The sequence below is a fragment of the Scytonema sp. UIC 10036 genome (assembly GCF_009725235.1).
Window position 1 is genome coordinate 1 of the sequence record NZ_WJFC01000180.1, and the last position, 21,527, is coordinate 21,527.

General features: G+C 41.4%; 20 protein-coding genes. 15 read left to right on the top strand and 5 right to left on the bottom strand.

All coding sequences use genetic code 11. From position 1 onward, the window contains the following. Positions 1-61 precede the first annotated feature (61 nt). From F7734_RS47450 to F7734_RS47490, 9 genes are all read left to right on the top strand, one after another. Complete coding sequence (locus F7734_RS47450) at positions 62-1,309, top strand: sensor histidine kinase (protein WP_166482601.1); 1,248 nt, start codon at positions 62-64, stop codon at positions 1,307-1,309. 105 nt (positions 1,310-1,414) lie between these two features. Next, positions 1,415-2,083, top strand: a complete 669-nt coding sequence (locus F7734_RS47455; protein ID WP_155751306.1) for a response regulator transcription factor — start codon at positions 1,415-1,417, stop codon at positions 2,081-2,083. 400 nt (positions 2,084-2,483) lie between these two features. Beyond that, positions 2,484-3,086: a FeoB small GTPase domain-containing protein gene (locus F7734_RS47460; RefSeq protein ID WP_347566408.1), complete on the top strand. Its 603-nt coding sequence runs from the start codon at positions 2,484-2,486 to the stop codon at positions 3,084-3,086. 25 nt (positions 3,087-3,111) lie between these two features. Beyond that, positions 3,112-4,578 (top strand): ferrous iron transporter B, encoded by a 1,467-nt coding sequence (locus F7734_RS47465; protein WP_155751307.1) that lies wholly within the window; start codon positions 3,112-3,114, stop codon positions 4,576-4,578. A 1-nt stretch (position 4,579) separates the two neighbouring features. After that, positions 4,580-4,801, top strand: coding sequence for a FeoA family protein (locus tag F7734_RS47470; protein ID WP_155751308.1), 222 nt, complete (start codon positions 4,580-4,582; stop codon positions 4,799-4,801). Positions 4,802-5,035: 234 nt separating this feature from the next. After that, positions 5,036-5,263 (top strand): hypothetical protein, encoded by a 228-nt coding sequence (locus tag F7734_RS47475; RefSeq protein ID WP_155751309.1) that lies wholly within the window; start codon positions 5,036-5,038, stop codon positions 5,261-5,263. Between the two features lie 840 nt (positions 5,264-6,103). After that, a complete protein-coding gene (locus F7734_RS47480) occupies positions 6,104-7,270 on the top strand; it encodes a calcium-binding protein (RefSeq protein WP_155751310.1) in 1,167 nt (388 codons plus the stop codon). A 227-nt stretch (positions 7,271-7,497) separates the two neighbouring features. Continuing rightward, complete coding sequence (locus F7734_RS47485; protein ID WP_243147464.1) at positions 7,498-8,820, top strand: glycosyltransferase family 4 protein; 1,323 nt, start codon at positions 7,498-7,500, stop codon at positions 8,818-8,820. A gap of 96 nt (positions 8,821-8,916) precedes the next feature. Next, positions 8,917-10,320: a pentapeptide repeat-containing protein gene (locus tag F7734_RS47490; protein ID WP_155751311.1), complete on the top strand. Its 1,404-nt coding sequence runs from the start codon at positions 8,917-8,919 to the stop codon at positions 10,318-10,320. 678 nt (positions 10,321-10,998) lie between these two features. Here the strand turns inward: F7734_RS47490 and ilvC are convergent. From ilvC to F7734_RS47505, 3 genes are all read right to left on the bottom strand, one after another. After that, positions 10,999-11,994, bottom strand: a complete 996-nt coding sequence (ilvC, locus tag F7734_RS47495) for a ketol-acid reductoisomerase (RefSeq protein ID WP_155751312.1) — start codon at positions 11,992-11,994, stop codon at positions 10,999-11,001. Between the two features lie 59 nt (positions 11,995-12,053). After that, positions 12,054-12,926: an aldo/keto reductase gene (locus tag F7734_RS47500; RefSeq protein ID WP_155751313.1), complete on the bottom strand. Its 873-nt coding sequence runs from the start codon at positions 12,924-12,926 to the stop codon at positions 12,054-12,056. A 115-nt stretch (positions 12,927-13,041) separates the two neighbouring features. Next, positions 13,042-13,359: a DNA-binding transcriptional regulator gene (locus F7734_RS47505; protein ID WP_155751314.1), complete on the bottom strand. Its 318-nt coding sequence runs from the start codon at positions 13,357-13,359 to the stop codon at positions 13,042-13,044. Positions 13,360-13,591: 232 nt separating this feature from the next. Here F7734_RS47505 and F7734_RS47510 point away from each other — a divergent pair, with 232 nt between their 5' ends. The 4 genes from F7734_RS47510 to F7734_RS47530 all read left to right on the top strand — a co-directional run bounded on the left by F7734_RS47510 (position 13,592) and on the right by F7734_RS47530 (position 17,977). After that, positions 13,592-14,338: a hypothetical protein gene (locus F7734_RS47510; protein WP_155751315.1), complete on the top strand. Its 747-nt coding sequence runs from the start codon at positions 13,592-13,594 to the stop codon at positions 14,336-14,338. Positions 14,339-14,492: 154 nt separating this feature from the next. Beyond that, positions 14,493-15,419, top strand: coding sequence for a DUF4349 domain-containing protein (locus tag F7734_RS47515; RefSeq protein WP_155751316.1), 927 nt, complete (start codon positions 14,493-14,495; stop codon positions 15,417-15,419). A gap of 223 nt (positions 15,420-15,642) precedes the next feature. Next, positions 15,643-17,175 carry a SagB/ThcOx family dehydrogenase gene (locus F7734_RS47520; RefSeq protein WP_155751317.1) on the top strand — a complete coding sequence of 511 codons (1,533 nt, stop codon included), beginning with the start codon at positions 15,643-15,645 and terminating at the stop codon, positions 17,173-17,175. Positions 17,176-17,689: 514 nt separating this feature from the next. Beyond that, on the top strand, positions 17,690-17,977 hold the full coding sequence (locus tag F7734_RS47530; RefSeq protein WP_155751319.1) for a hypothetical protein: 288 nt from the start codon (positions 17,690-17,692) through the stop codon (positions 17,975-17,977). Positions 17,978-18,245: 268 nt separating this feature from the next. Here the strand turns inward: F7734_RS47530 and F7734_RS47535 are convergent, their stop codons facing one another. After that, entirely contained in the window at positions 18,246-19,403 is a 1,158-nt protein-coding gene (locus F7734_RS47535; RefSeq protein WP_347566409.1) for a serine/threonine-protein kinase, read from the bottom strand. A 243-nt stretch (positions 19,404-19,646) separates the two neighbouring features. Here F7734_RS47535 and F7734_RS65750 point away from each other — a divergent pair, with 243 nt between their 5' ends. Beyond that, positions 19,647-19,772 (top strand): hypothetical protein, encoded by a 126-nt coding sequence (locus tag F7734_RS65750; protein WP_279239838.1) that lies wholly within the window; start codon positions 19,647-19,649, stop codon positions 19,770-19,772. Between the two features lie 222 nt (positions 19,773-19,994). After that, a complete protein-coding gene (locus tag F7734_RS47540; RefSeq protein WP_155751320.1) occupies positions 19,995-20,489 on the top strand; it encodes a hypothetical protein in 495 nt (164 codons plus the stop codon). Between the two features lie 72 nt (positions 20,490-20,561). Here the strand turns inward: F7734_RS47540 and F7734_RS47545 are convergent, their stop codons facing one another. Further along, positions 20,562-20,978 carry a surface-adhesin E family protein gene (locus tag F7734_RS47545; RefSeq protein WP_155751321.1) on the bottom strand — a complete coding sequence of 139 codons (417 nt, stop codon included), beginning with the start codon at positions 20,976-20,978 and terminating at the stop codon, positions 20,562-20,564. Between the last annotated feature and the right edge of the window lie 549 nt (positions 20,979-21,527).

The window sequence follows — 21,527 nt, forward strand, 5'->3', positions numbered from 1 at the left end:
CCCCTAACCCCTTTCGTTAATGTAGGAATGAGGAGTTCTACGATCGGTATAGATAATCTCAATGTCACGTTCTCTGCCTCCCCTGCGCTTAATGTTATATCTGGAATGGTTACTTTTGGGCATGAGTGCTTTAACTGCACTCCTGCTACCGCCCATTTACCCATTACAGACTTCCCCTTGGGTGACTGTGTTGATAATTGTTGGGTTTGGGGCTATGGGTTTGAGGTTACCAACTAACAAGTTCAGTCACAAGGTGATTTATACGGCTGTGGTATTGGGAATTGTTTTCCTACCTGCTGTGATGAGCAATTATATTCGCTTTATTCCCATGCTTGGTTTAATTGCAGTTATTCGCAGTTGCCAAATGTTTAAACTTTGGGGTCGATTGATTGTTGCTGGTTTGGTTTATATATCATACCTTTATATCATTATCATCAGAAGTCAATCAATTATTTTTGTTAGAATTCCTATCGGACAACCAAAACCAATTGCAGAACAAATTGCCACAAATACGGCAAATTTAATCCTTAATAATGCAATTTCTTTTGCACTTACACTAGCATTTGTGGTATTGTTAGTCAATGCTGTTTTGTCAGAACGGAGAAGTCGGCAAGAACTGGCGATCGCTCACGAACAACTCCGTCAATACGCTTTGCGGATTGAAAACCAGGCGACTTTACAAGAGCGAAATCGCATTGCGCGTGAGATTCACGATTCTTTAGGACATACCTTAACTGCCCAGACAATTCAGTTAGAAAATGCTCTGTTGTTATTGCCGTCAAATACAGATAGAGCCATAGAATTTTTAAGAGAAGCAAAACAGCTAGCTTACCAAGCATTGCAAGAAGTTTCCCGTTCAGTAGCGACACTTAGAGCAGATCCTTTGCGCGGCAAATCGTTGGAAAGCGCAATTAGCAATCTTATTCAAGACTTTCGTCATAGAACTAACTTAACCCCAAACTGGAAAGTTAGTTTAACTTCTCCTTTAACACCTGAAGTCAGCATTACGATTTATCGTATTTTACAGGAAGCGCTTACCAATATATCAAAACATAGTGCAGCAGATCGAGTTACCGTTCAATTACAGTCTCAAGCCGGACAGCTAAACTTACTTGTAGAAGACAATGGCAAGGGTTTTAATCCAGAACAAAACACGACTGGTTTTGGGCTTCAGGGGATGCGAGAACGATCGCAAGCTTTGGGCGGAACTTTCTATATTTTTAGTGAACCTGGGAAGGGATGCCGAATTCAAGTGGTTATTCCCGTGATAAATTCATCTGTAATGTCTTCTGAACCTACAGCAATCTGACATCCAATCCCCAATCCAAAATCCAAAATCCACGCATCCCCAATCCAAAATCCAAAATCCAAAATCCAAAATCCAAAATCCAAAATCCAAAATCCACGCATCCCAATGATTCGCCTGTTACTAGTAGATGACCAAATGATTATTCGTCAAGGGCTGAAAAACTTGTTGGAATCAAAACCAGATTTGCAGGTGGTGGGAGATGCAGAGAATGGTCAACGGGCGATTGAAGTTATGGAAGTTCTTTATCATACATCCATGCAACCAGATGTTGTGTTGATGGATGTTAGGATGCCTGTGATGGATGGTGTAGCAGCAACTCAAATTTTTTCTCAGCGTTTTCCTGAAGTGCGGATTTTGGTGCTGACTACTTTTGATGATGATGAATATGTGACGCAAGCAATGCGTTATGGAGCAAGGGGTTATCTTTTGAAGCATACACCCCTTGAGGAGTTAGCAATTGCCATTCGTGCAGTTCACCAAGGTTATACTCACATGGGACCGGGACTTTTTGAAAAAGCTTTTGCTTTCTCTGTTGAACCTCAGCCCCTACAATCAGTCATTCCACCGGAGCTGGCAAAACTGTCTCCTAGAGAAAAAGAAGTGTTGCGCTTAATTGCAATGGGATTTAGTAACCGCGAGATTGCTCACGAGCTTTACATCTCGGAACGGACAGTAAGAAATCATGTTACAAGTATTTTGAGCCAACTTCATCTGCGCGATCGCACTCAAGCTGCCTTGTTTGCTAGTACATTTTTACCACAGTTGGAAATTTGAGTTCATTTGCGTGGTTCACATACCCAGTATAGTATTTTTTATGGGGTACGCAAATATTAGTCACGGTGCATGAGTGGACGTAAACCTATGATGCCTATCGAACTCCTAAGTTGTCTGATGATTTTATACAATAACAACTCTTTTGAATTTTGGCAAAATTTTTGCCCTATTGTTCATAAAGTTATGAGTAAAATAAAAAAATCTACTAACGAACATATTTATTTCAGAGATTGAATTATAAATTCCTGTTAAATTTAAATTTTTTACTCACTTCTTTCGCCAGACCTGCTAATGGGCACGCCGTCTAATAAAAAATTTTCCTTCACAAGTTCCTCATATTTTAATTTGAGAATGGTTTGGCAGTACTTTCAACAAAAAATTCCTATGGAATGCCATAAATGTGAAATACAGTCAATCTTGTAGAACAAAATCGAGCGGATTGCTATTTTTTCGCAAAAGACAGCAATTTTTGGATAAAGACGTTTCTTTAAGTCCCCGAGTTGCTTTGGTAGGAATGCCCAATGTGGGTAAGAGTGTACTGTTTAATGCCCTGACTGGAATTTATGCCACAGTGTCTAATTACCCCGGTACAACTGTAGAGGTGAGTCGTGGATTGGCACAGATAGGGGAGCAAAGCATTATAGTAATTGATACACCAGGGATGTATTCATTGATACCCATCAGCGAAGAAGAAAAAGTTGCCAGAGATTTATTGCTTCTAGAACCTGTAGCAGCTGTGATTCATGTGGTAGATGCCAAGAATATAGGCAGGATGCTGCCTCTCACCTTTCAACTTATTGAAACGGGATTGCCCGTTTTGCTTGCCGTCAACATGATGGATGAAGCGCATCATTGGGGATTGGATTTGCAACAAGACGTACTAGAGATGGAGTTGGCAATTCCGGTAGTCTGCATGGCGGCTGCTTTAAACCAAGGTATAGATGAATTAAAACACAGGATTGAACCATTCCTGCCAGTTCAGGCTCCCATGATGCCAGCGTAAGTATTTGAGATGAGGAGGAAAGGGCATGATGAGCCAAGTTATTTATCCAGAACCGATTGAAGGCGCGATCGCACAACTAGAATCCTGGTGGCAAACTCTAGGCGACGATCGCTACCTATTTAAGAATTACTCACTCTCGCCGCGTAGCCTAGCTTTATTACTGTTACAACAAGATCCAGGATTATGGCAAATCTTGCAACAGGATCGAGAACAGTGCCGTCATCTGGAAGTATTAATGACCGTCACGCAGAATCAACTCAAGCAACCCATCGGATTGGCGATCGCTAATACTCGCCAAAGTCAGGCTCATGCTATAGAGAGAGCAGTTTTGCATGAAACGAAACAGGCGCGATCGTCACTCAGTGAAACACTCCACCAACTTACAGTCAACCCCATGACTGGATTCCCGATTCTTGTCGTTATCCTTTACTACGGAGTTTACAAATTTGTCGGTGAATTTGGTGCCGGGGAACTCGTCGATCGCATTGAAACCTTTTTTGAAGAACAAATCAACCCAGTGGTGAATCACATCACCGCTCAAGTGATTCCCTGGCAACCAATTCAAGACCTTATTGGTAATGACTATGGCATCATCACTTTGGGAATTCGTTATGCTACAGCCATCGTCTTACCCGTGGTTGCCACTTACTTCTTGATGTTCTCATTACTAGAAGATAGCGGCTATCTCCCACGTCTGTCTTTAATGCTGGATCGATTATTTAAATCTGTTGGCTTATCTGGTCGCGCAGTCATTCCAATAGTATTAGGCTTAGGTTGCGATACGATGGCAACAATTGTGACCCGCACCCTGGAGACCAAACGGGAACGGTTAATTGCCACGTTTTTACTCTCTCTCGCCATTCCCTGTGCAGCACAGTGGGGTGTGATTGTGGGACTCTTAGCACAAAAACCCGCCGCCTTATTATTTTGGGGAGGTTTCATCACTGCCATCTTTTTGGTAATTGGCTATCTCACCGCCAAATTATTACCTGGTCATTCTGGAAGATTTTACATGGAAGTTCCGCCTTTACGTCTGCCCAAATTGCGGAACGTGTTAACTAAAACCTGGGTAAGGATGAAGTGGTATTTTCTAGAAGTTTTGCCTTTGTTTATTTGGGCATCCGTATTGATTTGGGTAGGACGATTAACCGGATTATTTGACATGATTATTCGGGCAATTGAACCTCTTACCTTGGCGTTGGGAATGCCAAAACAAGCAGCACAGATATTCCTCTATGGCTTCTTCAGAAGAGATTATGGTGCAGCCGGACTGTTTGATTTGCAGCAACAAGGCAGCCTGACAAACAATCAGCTAGTGGTAGCAGCTATTGTCTTGACTTTATTTCTCCCCTGCATCGCCCAATTGCAAATGCTGATTAAGGAACGGGGAAGTAAAACGACTTTAGCGATCGTGCTGTTTATTTTCCCCTTTGCTTTTCTCATGGGATATGTCGTCAACATCAGCTTAACCTTATTTGGAGTGAAATTTTAATATGAACGCCTTATCAACAGTTAAGATTGGTCAATCGCAAACGGTAGTCTGTTTGCGAACTCAAGATGATGCAGTTTTACAAAAGCTAATGGCATTCGGCATTTTACCAGGCAGCAATTTAGTTGTGGAGCAACGCTTTCCATCCTACATTATCATGGTCGGCAGAACCCGCACCTCCTTGGATCGGGAAACAGCGCAATGTATTTTTGTGGAACCGCGCTGAGTTCCCTGCCTGGAGAATAGGAACTGGGGAACTCGCTACCCCCACTCAGTGAGGATTAGGGACAGGGATTGGGAAAAATCTTACCCCGTGCTGCCGTATGTTGTCATTACGTTGCCGATCTCATCTTCCCCAGTTAATATAAAAATTATTCTCAAGAGCAAGTTCTATTTTTGACAAAAACTGGGAAGACTAAATATAAGGGTTATTATCGCTTGTGTGGATAAAACAACTTATATGGACAGAAAGACAGCCAGTGGCTTTTTATTAATAATTTTTTTGGTCTTTGTAGGTTTTGGTGACAGTTTTCTTCCCAAACCATTGAGTTCTGCTAGCCTCAGCACTCGCACAACACTAAATAAATGGATAATAGGTTTATTTCCAAGTTGGCAACCAAAAACCAACCCCAATCAAAGAACACAGAAAGCGCTAGAGGAAACTGAAAAAGGCTCTAAATCACGGTAAAGTCCTCAAGATGAATTTTTGTGGTTCCTGGTGAATCCAATGAAAATTTGTTGAATGCCAGTAGTAAGAAAAGTAAGAAAAGTAGAATTTTCTTGAGTAATTTAGCCAATAAGTAAGAAAAGTTTGGTTGGTTCAAAAAAAATAATTTTTAGGTAGCTTTAAAATTGTGAAGATTACGAGAAGTAATGATGAAAAACAATGCTATGGGTTTGCTAGTTCCATCTTTCTGTTTTAGAGTTATATGAAAAGCTGTTAGCTTTTAGTTGCTGGCATGACTTAACTATGGGTAGTAAGTAATGAAGCAGCAAAAAGTACCCAATTTTAGTAGCTCCGGGTGTCTACTTTAATCTTTATTGTCAGTTATTAAATATAAATATATGTAGACTATAATGCGAAATTCGGAATCCAGAAATAGGATTCGGTGAGCATCATAATATACATAATATTTTGATTGACCAGGGTTTGTAGATGGGATTATAATTGCAGGGAATCTGATGACTTTAATGTTGCTGTACTATATGTGATGAAGTTGCAAACTAGCACATTTATGTAATTGCGATCGCATTGATGCAATGCTTGCTTGCAGCAATATTCAAGTAGACAAATTGCATCATTTTTATCTCACACAAAAAAGGTGCAAAGACGATGTTCTGCGTTACCAAACAATACGTTTTGGAAAGGTTTCGTAACTTGTAAGCTTAGCCTCTCCATCAGGAAATGGCTGTAAGTACTATCATGTCTTGTACTTTAATGTCGATGCTACAAGTAGCACATTGCAAGTATTTAAGTACTTTCAAGCGAGCTAACACAATTCTTTATTCTTTTTAAAAGGACAGATTTATGGTATCCAGAACTGGAACACTCGAATCAGATACTCTTCAAGGTAGTGAGCAAGCTGACAACCTGCGCGGTCAAGCAGGGGATGACCTCTTATATGGCTTTGGTGGAAATGATACCCTCCGAGGTGGACTCGATAAAGACACTCTGTTTGGTGAATCTGGTGCCGATAGATTGTTTGGAGACGACGGAGAAGACGAGTTGTATGGTGATGACGGTAATGACACCCTTAATGGTGGACTCGATAAAGACGTTCTGTATGGTGGATCGGGTGGCGATCGCCTATTTGGGGATGCAGGAGAAGATTCTCTGTATGGTGAAAGTGGTAATGACACCCTCAGTGGCGGGCAAGGTCTTAACGATGACAAAGACTTTTTAGATGGAGGTGCGGGCAATGATTCTCTCCTTGGTGGATTTGAAGATACTGTACTTGGTGGAGCAGGTGCAGACAGACTAATTGGTAGTGAATATGATGACCTGCTTTATGGCGATGACACAGAAGGATTAGTTGCAGGTGGTAATGATATCCTCTTAGGCGGAGATGGTTTTGACACTCTTTATGGTGGTGGTGGTAACGACAGCTTGAACGGTGAAGCTGGCAATAGCACCCTGTATGGAGACGGTGGCAGAGATACACTCCTGGGTGGCACTGAAGATGATTACCTTGAGGGTGGCGATGGCGTTGATTCGCTTTTAGGTGCAAATGGCAATGACACTATCTACGGTGATGGTGATGGAGTGGAAAGTCTTGCTGGCAATGACTTCCTTGATGGCGGTGCTGGTGATGACTACCTTGATGGTGGTGCTGGTGCCGACAGAATTTATGGCAGAGTTGGCAATGACACCCTCTTTGGAGGAGAAGATTTTGAAGGTCAAACTGTAGCCGACACCCTCATCGGTGGAAATGGCACTGATATCTTTGTGTTGACTGAAATTGGATTTGAAGCACCCGATCCTGGTGAGCCACCACTATCTGCTCCTGTAGGTGACATCATCCAAGACTTCCAGAGCGGGCAAGACTTTTTTGAGTTCGATCTAGCGTTTGAGGAGCTAAGAATCATAGGTTCTGGTGCTAACACTCAAATCAGAGTTGCTGAAACCAATGAACTCATAGCGACTGTACTCAACGTCAATTCCGACCAAATTACGGCAGCAAATTTTCTAACCTAAGAAAAGGGTAACTAAATCGGTGAACTCGGATAGCACCAAGTTTAAACGCCTCTGAAATTACCCGGCATCACAATATTTGGTTTCATTTTATAGCAGATTTGAACTAAGTGAGGTCAAAACTCACAATAGCTCATATCTTGTGGGGTGGGCGAGGACGCCTACCCGAATGAACCCCATTGAATTGCAAACTGCTATGGTATTCCATCTGTCTCTCTAACTGGAGACAAATGGTTACCCTCACTCAACCAATCATGCGAATTTTATTCCTGCACCCTAATTTCCCTGCTCAGTTTCGTCACGTGGCTGCGGCTTTGGCTCAAGACAAACGACACCAAGTAGTTTTTGGTACAACCCGTCGTGATGGTCATCTCCCTGGTGTTCAGAAGGTCATTTACACCCCACAACGGGAAGCTCGGCCCGAAACCCATCACTACGTCAGACCTTTAGAAAATGCCGTGCTTCAAGGTCAAGCTGTTTATCGCATGGCTGAACAACTCCGTTCGCGGGGGTTTGTTCCGGACGTTGTCTACGGTCATTCCGGTTGGGGTCCGACTCTATTAATTAAAGATATTTTCCCAAAAGCTAAATTACTTTGCTATTTTGAATGGTTTTACCACGCTCATGGCTCCGATGCTGATTTTGACCCCAATGAACCCCTAAATGCCGACGATGAAGCACGCATTCGGCTGAAAAATGCTCCCATACTGATGGATTTATACAGTTGCGATCGCGGTCTTTCTCCCACGTATTGGCAAAGGCAACAATTTCCTCTAGAATATCACAGTAAAATCACTGTATGTCATGATGGTATTGATACCAATTTCTTTTCACCCAAGCCGGGAGCCAAATTGGTACTACCACATATCAATTTAGACCTGTCTCATGTAGACGAAATTGTGACATATGTGGCAAGGGGCATGGAACCTTATCGGGGTTTTCCGCAGTTTATAGAGGCGGTTGCTTTACTTCAGGAGCGGCGACCCCAATGTCATGTCGTGATTGTCGGCGAAAACCGAGTGGCATACGGTAAATCATTACCAGAGGGCAAAACATACAAAGAGGCGATGCTGGAAAAATATGCCCTCGATCTCAACAGAGTTCATTTTACGGGTTGGTTGCCTTATTCTGAATACTTGCAAGTTCTTCAAGCATCTTCAGTACACGTTTATCTGACTCGTCCTTTTGTCTTGTCTTGGTCAATGTTGGAAGTTTTATCTGTAGGGTGCTTGCTGGTAGCTTCTAACACTGCGCCTGTTACTGAAGTTATCCAAGATGGTATCAACGGTTTGTTGATAAATTTCTTTTCACCACAAGAAATGTGCGATCGCATCTGTGAAGCACTCCAGCATCCAGAAAAAATGACAGCTATTCGCGATCGAGCAAGGCAAACCATTCTAGAGCATTATAGCTTGTCGCATTTGTTACCACAGCACCTACGCTGGATACAGCAACAAGAAGAGAACAACAACCGCAAACAAGTCGTTCATCAGATACGTACAGGGAATGTAAAGACGTCCTCGCGCTCATCTTTCAAAGGTTTTGCGGTTTAAAAACTCAACAGAATTCATTCGTCAGAATCTCATTCTCCAGAAGCGCAAAGATTCACATCTCTAGTTCACACCAATTAAATTTTTTACAGACAAAGTATGGCAGCTTTAAATTTCAGCGCACAAAAATTAGAAGGAAATAATTTTAACCGTCGAGATCTGAACGGCTCAACATTTTTCAAAGCCGAGTTGTACGGCGTTCAATTTGTTGGAACACAGCTCAGAAGTACTAACTTTGAAGAAGCAAAGCTGTTCAACGTAAATGCATCGGGTGCTATCTTTACCCCTAACAGCAATTTTCGTACACCCGCTAATTTTTTCAAAGCAACATTAGAGAATGTCAATCTCAGTGGATCTCAACTACAACGAGCCAATCTGTCACTGATCGACACGAAATTCATCAACCTGTCTAACGCCAATTTGACCAATGCTAATCTGCGAGAAGCAAATCTCAGTGGCGAACAATCCGGACGACCAAATCTGAGAGGGGCAAACTTCACTGGAGCCGATTTTTACAAGGCGAAGCTAAAAGCTGCTGACTTAACGGGTGCTACGCTAGTGAATGCTAAGCTGGAAGAGACAGATTTCGATTCCACTCTCTTAGTTAATGTCAATGCCACGGGTGCTGATTTTCGATTGGCAAAACTCACAGATTTGAGCATTCAAAACTCTGTCTTTGACCTAGCTAATTTCAGTGATGTGTCTATAGGTGACGTACAATTGCTGAATTCAGATCGACCAGCGAATGTTAGGTTTCGAGGCGCTAATTTAACCAACTTTCAATTAGATGATGCTGTTTTGCCCGGTTCTGATTTTAGTCCTTATAGACATACTGATGGCAGTGTGACGGTTACAAACCTGACTGGAGCCAAACTAGCTGACAGCGATTTCAGAGGATCGAATTTCACCAATGCCAACTTGACAAATGCGGATCTGTCTAACAGCGACTTCACTGGTGCTACTTTCGTCGGAGCAAATCTTACAGGTGTGAACCCAGATGGTGCCATGATTGGTCTTACAGTTGGAACTTCTGGTGACGATACCCTAAGCGAAACAGATGCGCGAGATAACATCTTCGGAAATGAGGGCAATGATAACCTCAGTGGTTTGGGAGGGAACGATTATCTAGACGGAGGTATCGGCAATGATACCCTACTTGGTGGCGGTGGAAATGACATCCTTATGGGTGGTGTTGGCAATGACGTACTCAATGGGGGTGCTGGTCGCGATACAATTATCTACACCAAAGGCGATGGCCAAGACCGAGTTAATGGATTTGTAGTAGGAACAGGAGGAGATTTCCTGTCCTTTAAAGGCATTGCAGCCATTGATGTGCGTGTAGTTAACGGTAGTACCCAGTTCCAAGTTGGAGATGGCATCGCTGGAAACTCAGGCTTTGGAGGAGGGGCAGTGTTAATCACCCTTGCCAATACCCGCTTTAGCCAAGCCAATATCAGCACCAATATTACTGATTCAAGTAACACAACTTTCCTGTTTTCCTAACTGATATCAAATTCGGTTAAACACCCATAACACACGTAGGTTGGGTTGAGGAACGAAACCCAACACCAATTCTCGCTTGTGTTGGATTTCTCCACGGGTTTGCCCAACAAGCGTTAACAACAGTTAACAAAAAATCTAGTTAAATCAGTAAGAATCTACTCAATTAGGTGATATGATTTCTGTCGAGTTGACTTGAAAAAGTTCCGTGCTAAAAGATTTTCAGGTCAAGCGTTGCAAGAATCGATTAAGCAAGCTTTTTTAGAGTAGGAAAAATCGGTGACTTTTACCGTAATTCGGGAACGCTTTTAGCTCGTGTTTAACCAAATACTAAATTTGAGAAGCAGATATCTCAAGTTTTGACCCTATACGGATTGTAGGTTTGTCCAATGACCTTGTTTGGGAGGGTACTGCACTCGTAAACGGATACTAAAAATCTTACCAAAAGGTAAAAGACAGTAATTAGAGGAGAGTCAAGGCAAGTCTCCCAACACATACCTTCTAGCTGGCTGACGAGATCAGATACGTGTAGGTTTAGTGAATCCGTTGATAAATCTGATGATAAGTCATCACCCGAACTTGATATGACTTCCTTCAACCTAAAATTATCAATTTTTGTAGGTAGGGCGACGCCGCACAAAGCGCTTTGTACGGCATCGCCCTACCTACGTCTTTAGACGTTTATTCTTTCTTCATCCAGCTAAACATGGCGCGTAAATCTTTGCCAACAGCTTCAATGGGATGTTCGGCTTCTTGACGGCGCATGGAGGTAAATCCCGGTTTACCAGCTTGGTTTTCTAAAACGAATTCTCGTGCAAATTGACCGGATTGAATTTCTTTGAGAATTCGACGCATTTCTGCTTTGGTTTGGTCGTTTACAATGCGAGGTCCGCGAGTGTAGTCGCCATATTCAGCAGTGTTAGAAATGCTATCTCGCATTTTCGCTAAGCCGCCTTCTACAACCAAGTCAACAATCAATTTGACTTCATGGAGACATTCAAAGTAAGCCAACTCTGGCTGGTATCCTGCTTCCACTAACGTTTCAAAACCAGCTTTGATAAGGGCGCTTAAACCACCGCACAGAACTGATTGTTCGCCAAACAAATCGGTTTCGGTTTCTTCACGGAAGGTTGTTTCCAGAATTCCCGCACGAGTACCGCCAATACCTTTGGCATATGCCATGGCGCGATCGCGTGCTTGACCGCTAGCATTTTGATATACGGCAAACAAAGCGGGTACACCTTGTCCCTGTTCGTAGGTTCGACGTACCAAATGTCCCGGTCCTTTGGGTGCAACCATCACGACATCCACAGTGGGAGGTGGGACAACTTGACCAAAGTGAATGTTAAAACCGTGAGCAAATAACAAAACGTTTCCTTCTTCCAAATGAGGTTCAATCTCTTCTTTGTAAATCGTTTTCTGCACCTCATCTGGCAGCAGAATCATAATTAAGTCAGCAGCTTTAGCAGCGTCAGCAACATTCTTGACAGTCAATCCAGCCGCTTCAGCCTTTGCCACTGACTTACTGCCCGGATATAGTCCAACAATTACATTCAGACCGCTATCTTTGAGATTCAGGGCGTGGGCATGACCTTGGGAACCATAGCCAATAATAGCGATAGTTTTTCCCGCCAAAAGGTCTAAATTTGCATCTTCGTCGTAGTACATCCGGGCCATAATTTAACTTCTCCAGTCAGCAAGCATCATCTTGATTGCAAACTTGTTATTGTACCGGATTATGATGCCGTTTCTCGATCAATTCTTTGAACTTCATCATTAGATAATATTACATCAACAGCACGGACTGAATCTTCAATGCTGGAAACCTTGCTAGCACCGGGAATTGGTAAAATACAAGGTGATTTGGAACGCAACCAAGCTAAAACAATACAGTAAACCGATACACCTTTTTCTTTTGCTATTTTGGCAATCGTGGGAAAATCAGCCAATCCCTGGTGACGGCGGCTACCGCCAAAGGGACTCCAAGGTAAAAATGTCAAGCTTTCTTGTTCGCAATATTCCAAAACTCCGTCAAACTCTGGTTGACGATACCAAGGATTGTATTGGTTTTGCACGGAGACAACATCGACTATATCCCGCGCTCGCTTGATTTGTTCGACGGAAAAGTTAGAAACTCCTACAAACCGAATCATACCCGCATCCACTGCTTTTTTTGCTGGTGCAAGAGATTCCTCAATGGTGTAATTTGGATCGGGAGCGTGGTATTGCCAAACATCAATAGGTTTTTCTCCTCCCAATGCCTCAAAGCTGATACGGATAGTTTCCTCTAAGTGCTTGGGTTCCCCGTTGCGAGTCCAGTTGCCATTGGGACGCATCAAACCGCCTTTGGTGGCAATGATAACGCGATCGCGTTCCCCTTTATAAGTTTGCAATGCTTGGTGAATCAATCGTTCGCTGTGGTGCTTGTCTGATTCGTCTTTACAGTAGGAATCAGCCGTATCAATGAACGTAATACCTAAATCTAAGGCGCGATGGATAACGTCTATAGATTCTGACTCTGGAGGACGACTGCTGAGTGACATTGGCATAGCCCCCAAACCAATGGCACTGACAGACACACCTGTTTTTCCTAGCTGTTTTGTTTCCATGTTGCTCGATCTAGATTACAGTGTTATTCATTTGAAATGATAGCTAATGTGAGTTTAATACCTACCTTTGCGATTTATAATCGCTAAGGCAGGTGCTACAACGGGGGGAACCCCCTTAAATCATGACGCTATCCAATCCCCGTTTCTGAACTATGTGCAGCAGCTTAAGGGCTGTACCCGTAGGGCGCTTTTGTCCAATTTCCCACTTTTGAACAGTTGATAGACTTACATTCAAAGCTGCAGCAAACACCGCTTGGCTAACACGGGCTGATTCACGGATTTGCTTAATTTGCATAGGTTCTAGCGGTTCAATTGGCGGCAAGCACAGTCGGTCAAATTCGCGCAATGTGATTCGATCCATCACGCCAGCCTTATATAGTCCGTTAGCCGTTTCGTGAACAGCTTCAAGAATCGCTGATTTCGTCTTCCGCATCGCAATTTACCTCTATCCATTCATCTTTTATGTTTCACTGATAAATAGACTGAGAGGTCATTTATAAAGTAAATCTTAAATCGCCAAATGGTATTGTGTATGCTGGGTTGGCTCAAGTGACGCCCAATAATTCAATTAAATGTTGGGTTTCGTTCCTCAACCCAACCTACTATTACATCTATCACAAGTATTATATTATAAATGTATAATTTATATTTTAGGAGGATACTAAATGAATCAAAATCGTAATAAAACTTCAGAAAATAAACCTCCCAATAACAGTTTTCAAAAAATACTGTTTATTTTGGGTTTTTTAGTTATTCTCGTAGTTTTTGTAGGTGGTGTTTCAACAACTTTAGTCATTTTAAATTGGAAGAAAATTTTCGGTGATATTTCACTGATGCCCAATGTCAACCCATTGCCCACAGTAAGTTCATCTCCAACCCCATTATCCACAGTCTTACCATCACCTTCTCCCTCTTCCCCAATAGCAGAAAGTTCGCCTTCTCCATCCCCTACAGAAAGTTCATTGCCTTCTCCATCCTCAGCACCTGAAATAACTTCTCCAATTAGTGCGATCGAACAACAAGACATTTCCTTTGAACTTTTAGGCTGTCAAAAATCAACTACAGATACAGTAGCACAGAGGGTACAGTGTTATCTCAACATCATAAGTACCCGAGAAAACGCTAGAGTTTCTTTATATTCTAATTCTAACGAATTTAGGAGAACTAGAATATTTGATACAGGAAATGAAACTCTTGCAACACAAATTGAATTTGGTAGTAGTACGGGACTGGATAGTGTAAGTAAAAACTTGATTAAAGATGTTGCTTTGAAAGCAATTTTTTCCTTTGACAAAGTTACAACAGAAGTTAACAAAATAGAAGTCTTAGAAATCAGTTCTTACCTCGAAAGTTCTTACTACCAAGGTGATATTAAAATTGAGTTTCGCAATGTTCCTTTGTCCAATCGTTAATGATGAAATACTCATCCCGCCTATTCTGTAGAACAGGTTGTGAGCACCTTCCCATCAGAGAAAGTAAGATTCCTGCTGTTTCACATTCTGCAACAATACCAGACACGAATTTTTGAGTCAGCCATACTGAGTTAATCCATACTATGGTTAGCTCATGAATAATTCCTTGTATAAACCAATACGAAAACCGATATTAATTTTGAGTGTGCTAGCGGGAGGAATCATTTTTACTGGCTGTGCTTCTGCACCCCAAATGAGCGGAGGCGCACCCCCAGGTAATGCGCCACTTCAAGAAGAAGCCCCCGCTAATGAAGTGAGTACTGACTCATCGGCTACAGCCCAGGCAGCGCAGGTACCCAGTTCTCGCCCACAACTTATTAAAAAAGCATCTATGACAATCGTTGTAGATTCTGTAGGTAAGAGTTTAGAAACTGTCTCCCAACTGATCGACAAGCAACAGGGAGATTTGATTGGATTGGAAGAACAACAGCCGAGAGTTGGATATACCCGCCATAGAGCAACAATCCAAATGCGAGTTCCTCAGAACTCGTTAGAACTTACCTTAGATGAGTTAGCCAAGTTAGGCACTGTAGAAAATCGTACCATTACTGCTGAAGATGTGGGTAACCAGATTGTTGATATTCAAGCGAGGTTAAATAATCTGCGGAAAACAGAAACTAACTTGCAAAAAATTATGGACAAAGCTGGTTCTGTCAGAGATGTCTTAAGCGTGGCTAAAGAACTCAACAATGTCCGAGAGTCTATAGAGCGAATTGATGCTCAGCTAAAAAACTTACAAAATCAAGTTGCTTATTCTACAATTACTTTAAATTTAGAAGCAGCAGTTTCTGCCAATGCAACGCAACCGGCGTTTGGTTCGCAAGTACAAGAAGCTTGGAATAATTCTACTCACTCTTTGGGAGAATTTACTGTTGGTTTGCTGAAGTTGGGGATTTGGTTGCTTGTCTACAGTCCCTATTTATTGGTTCTGGTAGCTGCTGGCTATGGTTTGATTTGCTGGAAACGCAATTCCCAACGTTTGGTACAGACACCAGACAGTTCTCAGCCAGATCGAAGATAATGAGTACAGGAGAGACAAATAGTAAATTGAAAATTAAAAATTAAAATTTGCTATTGTGCAGCTAACATTTTTAATTAAAAATTAAAGAATCTCTCCTGATTGTTCTTTGAGTCGATTATTTTCTTGTTACCTTCCCTCTTCGCTCCTCATTTGTACTCATTAAGACTAAATGATGAGCCTCTAGAATGCCAAGATATGTAGCAGAAGCATATTTATACACCTTATGCCGGAATTACGCCAATCCATCGCTCAGCACTACCACGAACGTACTAAGTACGATCCTCAGACCATTGCCTCTAAAAATAAGGGTTTGGATTGGTCTCAGCAACCAGTACCATTTAAAGAGTACAAAATTGGTTCTGTTTTTGACCTCAAACCTTACATTCAAGAAAAGCCAGAAGCATTTGCTGGTAACCCAGAGAGTCAGTGGTGGCAAAGGCTTGCGCGGTTGCTATTTTGCAGTTATGGGTTAACAGCAAGAATGCCTTCTATGGGAAGTGCAGTTTACCTTCGTGCTGCACCAAGCGCTGGGGGCTTGTATCCTGCGGAGATGTACGTAGTTTCTCGCGGTACACCTTTGTTGCCTCCAGGGCTGTATAATTACCAGTGCCGAACTCATGCCTTAATGCATTATTGGGAAAGTGATGTGTGGCAAAAGTTGCAGGAAGCGTGTTTTTGGCATCCTGCTTTGGAAGCAACCCAACTGGCGATTGTCATCACTGCCATTTTCCATCGTTCGGCATGGCGCTATGAGGACAGGGCATACCGACGGATTTTTTTGGATACAGGGCATCTCCTGGGAAATATTGAGCTGGCTGGGGCTATTACTGACTATCATCCCCACCCAATCGGTGGTTTCATAGACGAGCAAGTAAACGAACTGCTTTATATCGATACGTTACACGAAGGCGCGATCGCAGTTCTTCCCCTAGCAGATTTATTGGATATCAAACAGAATTTACCCACAGGGCGCACGACTTTACCTTCCGCCACAGAAACGAATTTCCCTCACATTCCTGATGGAGAACTGCTGAAATATTTTCATCGCGCAACAGAAATCAAACCAGGTACAACTGGTAAGCTCAATTTACCCACAGTCAAGCAAGAAAAGTCTTTAGAAGACAAGTATAACTTTCCTTTCTGCGAAAAAATTCCCACTGCAAGCCAACCTATCGATTGGGGAGAAAAGCTAGAAGGGTTAGAAGTGACTATTCTTAAGAGACGATCTACCCGCGCTTACAGCGGTGAAGATTTAACTTTTGCGGAACTAAAAGCTTTACTGGATTTTACTTATCAACCTGAAAATTACATTTACCAAGGTTTTGATAGTTCAACCGAATACTTTGACCTAAATTTAATAGAAACATTTATTGCTGTATCCGGGGTCAAAGGGCTGGACGCAGGCTGTTACTATTACGCACCAAAAGCACAAGAATTACGACAAATTCGCTTTAAAAACTTTAGAAGAGAACTCCACTTTCTCTGCTTGGGACAAGAGTTAGGGCGAGATGCAGCAGCTATTATTTTTCATACAGCAGATTTAAAATCGGCAGTTGCTCAGTATGGCGATCGCGTTTATCGATACTTACACATGGATGCCGGTCATTTAGGACAAAGGTTGAATTTAGCAGCCATTCGCCTTGGTTTAGGTGTAAGCGGTATTGGTGGCTTTTTTGACGATCAAGTCAATGAAGTTTTAGGGATTCCTGGCGATGAAGCAGTTTTATACATGACAACATTGGGAAGACCTAGATAATTTTCCATGACCTTTTTTCTTGAGAATAGCAATTGTTCATTTAGAAGTTCTGTAGTAGGTAGGGCTGTGCCGCACATTGGATATTGTAAGGCATAACCGTACCTACGTATATTTCAAATAACAAATAAGACCCCCACCTCGTTCCCAGCCTCAGGCTGGGAATGCCTCAGTAGAGTCGGAGCCTCTCACAATCTGTCACGCTCTGTAGAGCCTGCTTTGCTGCATTCCCGATCTTCGGCTGGGGACGAAAGAGTGGCTTTAGGAGCGGTGCCATTCGGTGCCACCCCCCATTGACGAGCTGTATCCTTAAAGAAGTCGGGTATCTGAGCTTTCAATTCTTACAAATTAGATAGAATTGCTTTATCTTATTTAAACAACTAATACCATTTTACACAAAGGATGATACACAAATGGATAACGTAGAGACTAGCATGGCGAGTCTTTACAGCATTTGAATATATCGCGATTAAAGTGAAATGATATAAGTCCCCATATACAGAGCTTGCAGAAAGTTATGACTGATGAAGAACTGAAACAACTTATTGAAAGTAATGCGAGGACGGCGCAAGCGATGCTAGATGCAATGACTGAAGCTAGATTTGAGCGTCAAGAGCTGCGAGAAGGAATGATAAATCTTCAAAATGCAGTGGAACGCTTAACTAACATTCAAGAAGGAATTACTAATTTACTAGCATCTCTTGATGAAGATCGTCCTACAATTTTGAGAAAACTTACAGCAATTGAGAGAAAAGTCGATCGGTTGTTGGAGCAAGAGAATGAGGAATCGACAAAATCTGAATAATGCTTTACTCCTTATCAATTAAGTTGTTAACTTATTATATACAGGAGGGTGAGAACTTTGCTCACCCAATAAGTCTTTCAACTACGATTTTATGAGGGGAGATCAAGCTTTGCAATCAAATTGTTTTCAACCTCTTCAATAACAGCCATAATGCTGTTTTCTGTTTTCTGGGTCATGTAAAATTATCAATTTTAACTCATCTAGATAGTCGGAAATATTCTTACGTAACTCAGTCGAGATTTAGCAACCATATTGTTATAATCAAACATTATCGCAATTTCATTCGCTTCCTAAATTCTTCTGCTCTTTTTTGGTGAGGAATTTCTGCCATCAAAGCTTCTACAAGCTGACTGGCTGTAATGTTAGGGAATCGGCTCAAAGTCTCTTCAAGAAGCAGACTGGCAAATGGTCCTACAGCACGGCTCAATTCTTGACGGCAAAGTTCTAAAAACTCTGGATTAATAGGAGTCGTCACCGTCGGAGGAATTTCTAAAGTTTGGGTAGGTTCATTGCTAATGGTATGCCTCAATGCCGTTGATTGAAGCGCAGAAAACACTTCATTAGCTGACTGGTAACGTTGTGTTGGTTGCTCTGCTAGCATTTTATCCAGTATCTTACCTAATGGCTCGCTGATACTGATATGGGAACGCCACTGCCACTTCAACGTGAGATAATCAATTAACAAGTTTGGCATTTTTCCTGTCAGAAGAACAAGCGCACTGACTCCCAAAGCATAGATATCACTACAGGGATAGCACTGTCCCATATAAATCTGCTCTGGTGGAGAATAACCCACTTTCCCGACTATTGAATCCCGAGCAAAGGGAGAAGCGTTTTTCTCAGTTGTAGAGAAAATTTCAGTGACTTTCTGTTTAACGACTCCAAAATCAATCAGTACAGGTTTGGATTGTTTGTTAGACAACATGACATTATCGAGTGAAATGTCTCGGTGAATAATATTTTGCAGGTGAATGTATGTCAGCACTGGCAATAAATCGCGCAGCCATTGAATAACCTCAACTTCAGAAAATGGTACTTTTTGCTGGGAAAGACGCTCATACAAGATTTCGGAGTAGGTTTTACCTTGAATGTACTCCTGCACAATAAATAGCCGATCTCCCTCAGTTAACCAAGCTAGAAACTTAGGAATTTGGGGATGGTTAATTTGGTACAAAATTTTAGCTTCCCGCTCAAATAATTCACGGGATTTACGAACTAAGTCTTCTTTTGTGTTTTCCGGGACAAATTCTTTAAGAACACAAGATTCACCAAACCGCTGAATGTCGAATGCTAGGTAAGTTCTCCCAAAGCCTCCCCGTCCCAATACTTTCTGAACTTGGTAGCGATTGTTGATTAAAGTGCCTGGGTTAATTTCTTGCAACATTACAGCATTGATTGTTAGGTGAGTTTGTCTTGCTTTTAACAAACTTTAGGACTACAGGTTGTCTTGTTCGGGTTATTATTTATACAATTTCAGCTTGAAAAATTTAGAGAAGAAGTATATGATTTTTGATAACAAATATTTAATTATCCAACAAATTTTATTATACTCCGTTATACTAGACGCACTATTCTGAAAATTGATTCGTTAACACCCTATGCCGATTGCATAAGTTGCCTTGGAAGGTACCTATATAATGTCAGAGGATATTTTCGGAGCCACAATCCTATGAGAGAGGTAAGCATATGTAAACTAGAACACATTTTTTTGATTTGGTCTGTTTGCGATGCGATCGCTCTCACAACAGTAGAGGATGCCAATGACTTGATTCAAGACAAGCTCAATTTTAATTGAGCAGTAAGAGATGATTTATAAAGTAAACATTAAGAAGAGCGTTTGTTGGGTTGAGGAACGTAACCCAATAATTCAATTTAATGTTAGGTTTCGTTCCTCAACCCAACCTACACAATATATTTGGCGATTTAAGATTTACTTTATAAATGACCTCTAAAAAATTGAGTAACCCATACTTTAATAAACTCTTTTGTTTTAGTACTTCTAGCCGTTATTACCCCCATGCTAACTCAATATCGCAAAACTGTTTGTCTATCGCTTAAGTCTGTTGACTTGCCAGTTTTTTCTGTTGTAGAAACTGCTGCTACACTCTTTCAAAAAGACAGCAATAGATTTCATTTGCTCTTGAGCGCACCACCTGTCAATATTCCAGATTCAGAGAATATAAATAACTTAGAGCAAGACGGTGCTAACTCTTCTAACAACACCCCACAATGGTGGTTGGAAATGACTCCCGAACAAGCTATTATGACCTTACAAGGTAATGGTCGATTGAGTTACCGTCACTTTTGGCAACATGGAGCGTATGGCAGAAGTCGCTATTGGTTGCCCAATGAATCATCCAAGAACAACGAACCTATTCGCTTACATAATTTTACCCGTAATCTAACACTTAATGGAGACCCTTTTCCCGAACATTTGTGTATAGACTACGAACTATGGGCTGGAGAAGTTCAACTAGGTAGTTATATTCTCAATTTAAAAATTAGACATTAAAATATCATTATTAATAGTTAATTGCTATTAACTATTAGCCATTAACCATTAGCTATTAGCAATTAACTATTATTAGTTTAGACTGCAAACTAAATCTGCAACCTCTCCAGTTGAAGCCTCTGGAGTAGCAATAGCTTCTATGTTAAGTTGTTTGATGGCTTCCAGTGGAACTGATTTTACTAATTTATCTTGGCTGTTGTAAACTTTTGCTTGTCTGTATGTAGTATATTTTGTGCTGCAATTAGCAACTCCTTGGGCTAATATCTTCGACCATCCTTGGGGAGTTGGTTTATTGACAGTTACGTAGAGCCAAAAAGTTTTTGTATTACCTTTATGAGTAATACTGTTCACATCTATGTAAGTAGATCCATCTGTTCTATTGTTAATAGGTATCCAGAGCTTCTCCTCATTCGCTTGAGCAGGAAAAGGGCTATTCAGGGTAATGGTTGCAGCGATCGCTAAAATACCTTTGGAAAAAAAGCTTTTCATGTGTCCGTAAAAATATCTAAATTTAATTTACTTTATTTAGAGGATTTTTTTTTAATCAAATCACGAAATATGTTTAAAGTTTTCATTAACTCCATATTTTTACAGAGAAGCAACAAAACTAGGAAATAGGGAGAGGGAGTAGGGAGTAGGGAAAGAATTATGCCTATAAGTACTCCCTTCGCGCTATTAAAAGCAACTTGGTTTCTTAAGCAACTTTGAAGAAATGTATCCTACTTCCCCTATAGCCAAACGCACCTTCATCCAATTTCCTTTCGGTTCGATGAAAGCAATTTCAGTTTCGTTAGGTAGCGAACAGTTTTGATGACAGAACCGTTTGCAGACTGACGCAAATTAACTGTGCGCTCGCTAAGATCGAAAATGGGCAAAATGCTTTTTGCTTTTTTAGTTAAAATGATAACTAATATATTGCTGTTATACGTAAAATACCCCTTGGGTTTTTCCCAAGGGGAGGTTAACATAGGTGTTTAGATATAAAAAGTTAAGATATGAGGCTCAAAAACAAATCTTGTTTGGAACCTATTCTTGACT

Excerpts from the sequence above, each read along its gene's own strand:
- F7734_RS47450 (WP_166482601.1), top strand. The coding sequence starts at position 62 with ATGTCACGTTCTCTGCCTCCCCTGCGCTTAATGTTATATCTGGAATGG.
- F7734_RS47455 (WP_155751306.1), top strand. The coding sequence starts at position 1,415 with ATGATTCGCCTGTTACTAGTAGATGACCAAATGATTATTCGTCAAGGG.
- F7734_RS47465 (WP_155751307.1), top strand. The coding sequence starts at position 3,112 with ATGATGAGCCAAGTTATTTATCCAGAACCGATTGAAGGCGCGATCGCA.
- F7734_RS47470 (WP_155751308.1), top strand. The coding sequence starts at position 4,580 with ATGAACGCCTTATCAACAGTTAAGATTGGTCAATCGCAAACGGTAGTC.
- F7734_RS47475 (WP_155751309.1), top strand. The coding sequence starts at position 5,036 with ATGGACAGAAAGACAGCCAGTGGCTTTTTATTAATAATTTTTTTGGTC.
- F7734_RS47480 (WP_155751310.1), top strand. The coding sequence starts at position 6,104 with ATGGTATCCAGAACTGGAACACTCGAATCAGATACTCTTCAAGGTAGT.
- F7734_RS47485 (WP_243147464.1), top strand. The coding sequence starts at position 7,498 with ATGGTTACCCTCACTCAACCAATCATGCGAATTTTATTCCTGCACCCT.
- F7734_RS47490 (WP_155751311.1), top strand. The coding sequence starts at position 8,917 with ATGGCAGCTTTAAATTTCAGCGCACAAAAATTAGAAGGAAATAATTTT.
- ilvC (WP_155751312.1), bottom strand. The coding sequence starts at position 11,994 with ATGGCCCGGATGTACTACGACGAAGATGCAAATTTAGACCTTTTGGCG.
- F7734_RS47500 (WP_155751313.1), bottom strand. The coding sequence starts at position 12,926 with ATGGAAACAAAACAGCTAGGAAAAACAGGTGTGTCTGTCAGTGCCATT.
- F7734_RS47505 (WP_155751314.1), bottom strand. The coding sequence starts at position 13,359 with ATGCGGAAGACGAAATCAGCGATTCTTGAAGCTGTTCACGAAACGGCT.
- F7734_RS47510 (WP_155751315.1), top strand. The coding sequence starts at position 13,592 with ATGAATCAAAATCGTAATAAAACTTCAGAAAATAAACCTCCCAATAAC.
- F7734_RS47515 (WP_155751316.1), top strand. The coding sequence starts at position 14,493 with ATGAATAATTCCTTGTATAAACCAATACGAAAACCGATATTAATTTTG.
- F7734_RS47520 (WP_155751317.1), top strand. The coding sequence starts at position 15,643 with ATGCCGGAATTACGCCAATCCATCGCTCAGCACTACCACGAACGTACT.
- F7734_RS47530 (WP_155751319.1), top strand. The coding sequence starts at position 17,690 with ATGACTGATGAAGAACTGAAACAACTTATTGAAAGTAATGCGAGGACG.
- F7734_RS65750 (WP_279239838.1), top strand. The coding sequence starts at position 19,647 with ATGAGAGAGGTAAGCATATGTAAACTAGAACACATTTTTTTGATTTGG.
- F7734_RS47540 (WP_155751320.1), top strand. The coding sequence starts at position 19,995 with ATGCTAACTCAATATCGCAAAACTGTTTGTCTATCGCTTAAGTCTGTT.
- F7734_RS47545 (WP_155751321.1), bottom strand. The coding sequence starts at position 20,978 with ATGAAAAGCTTTTTTTCCAAAGGTATTTTAGCGATCGCTGCAACCATT.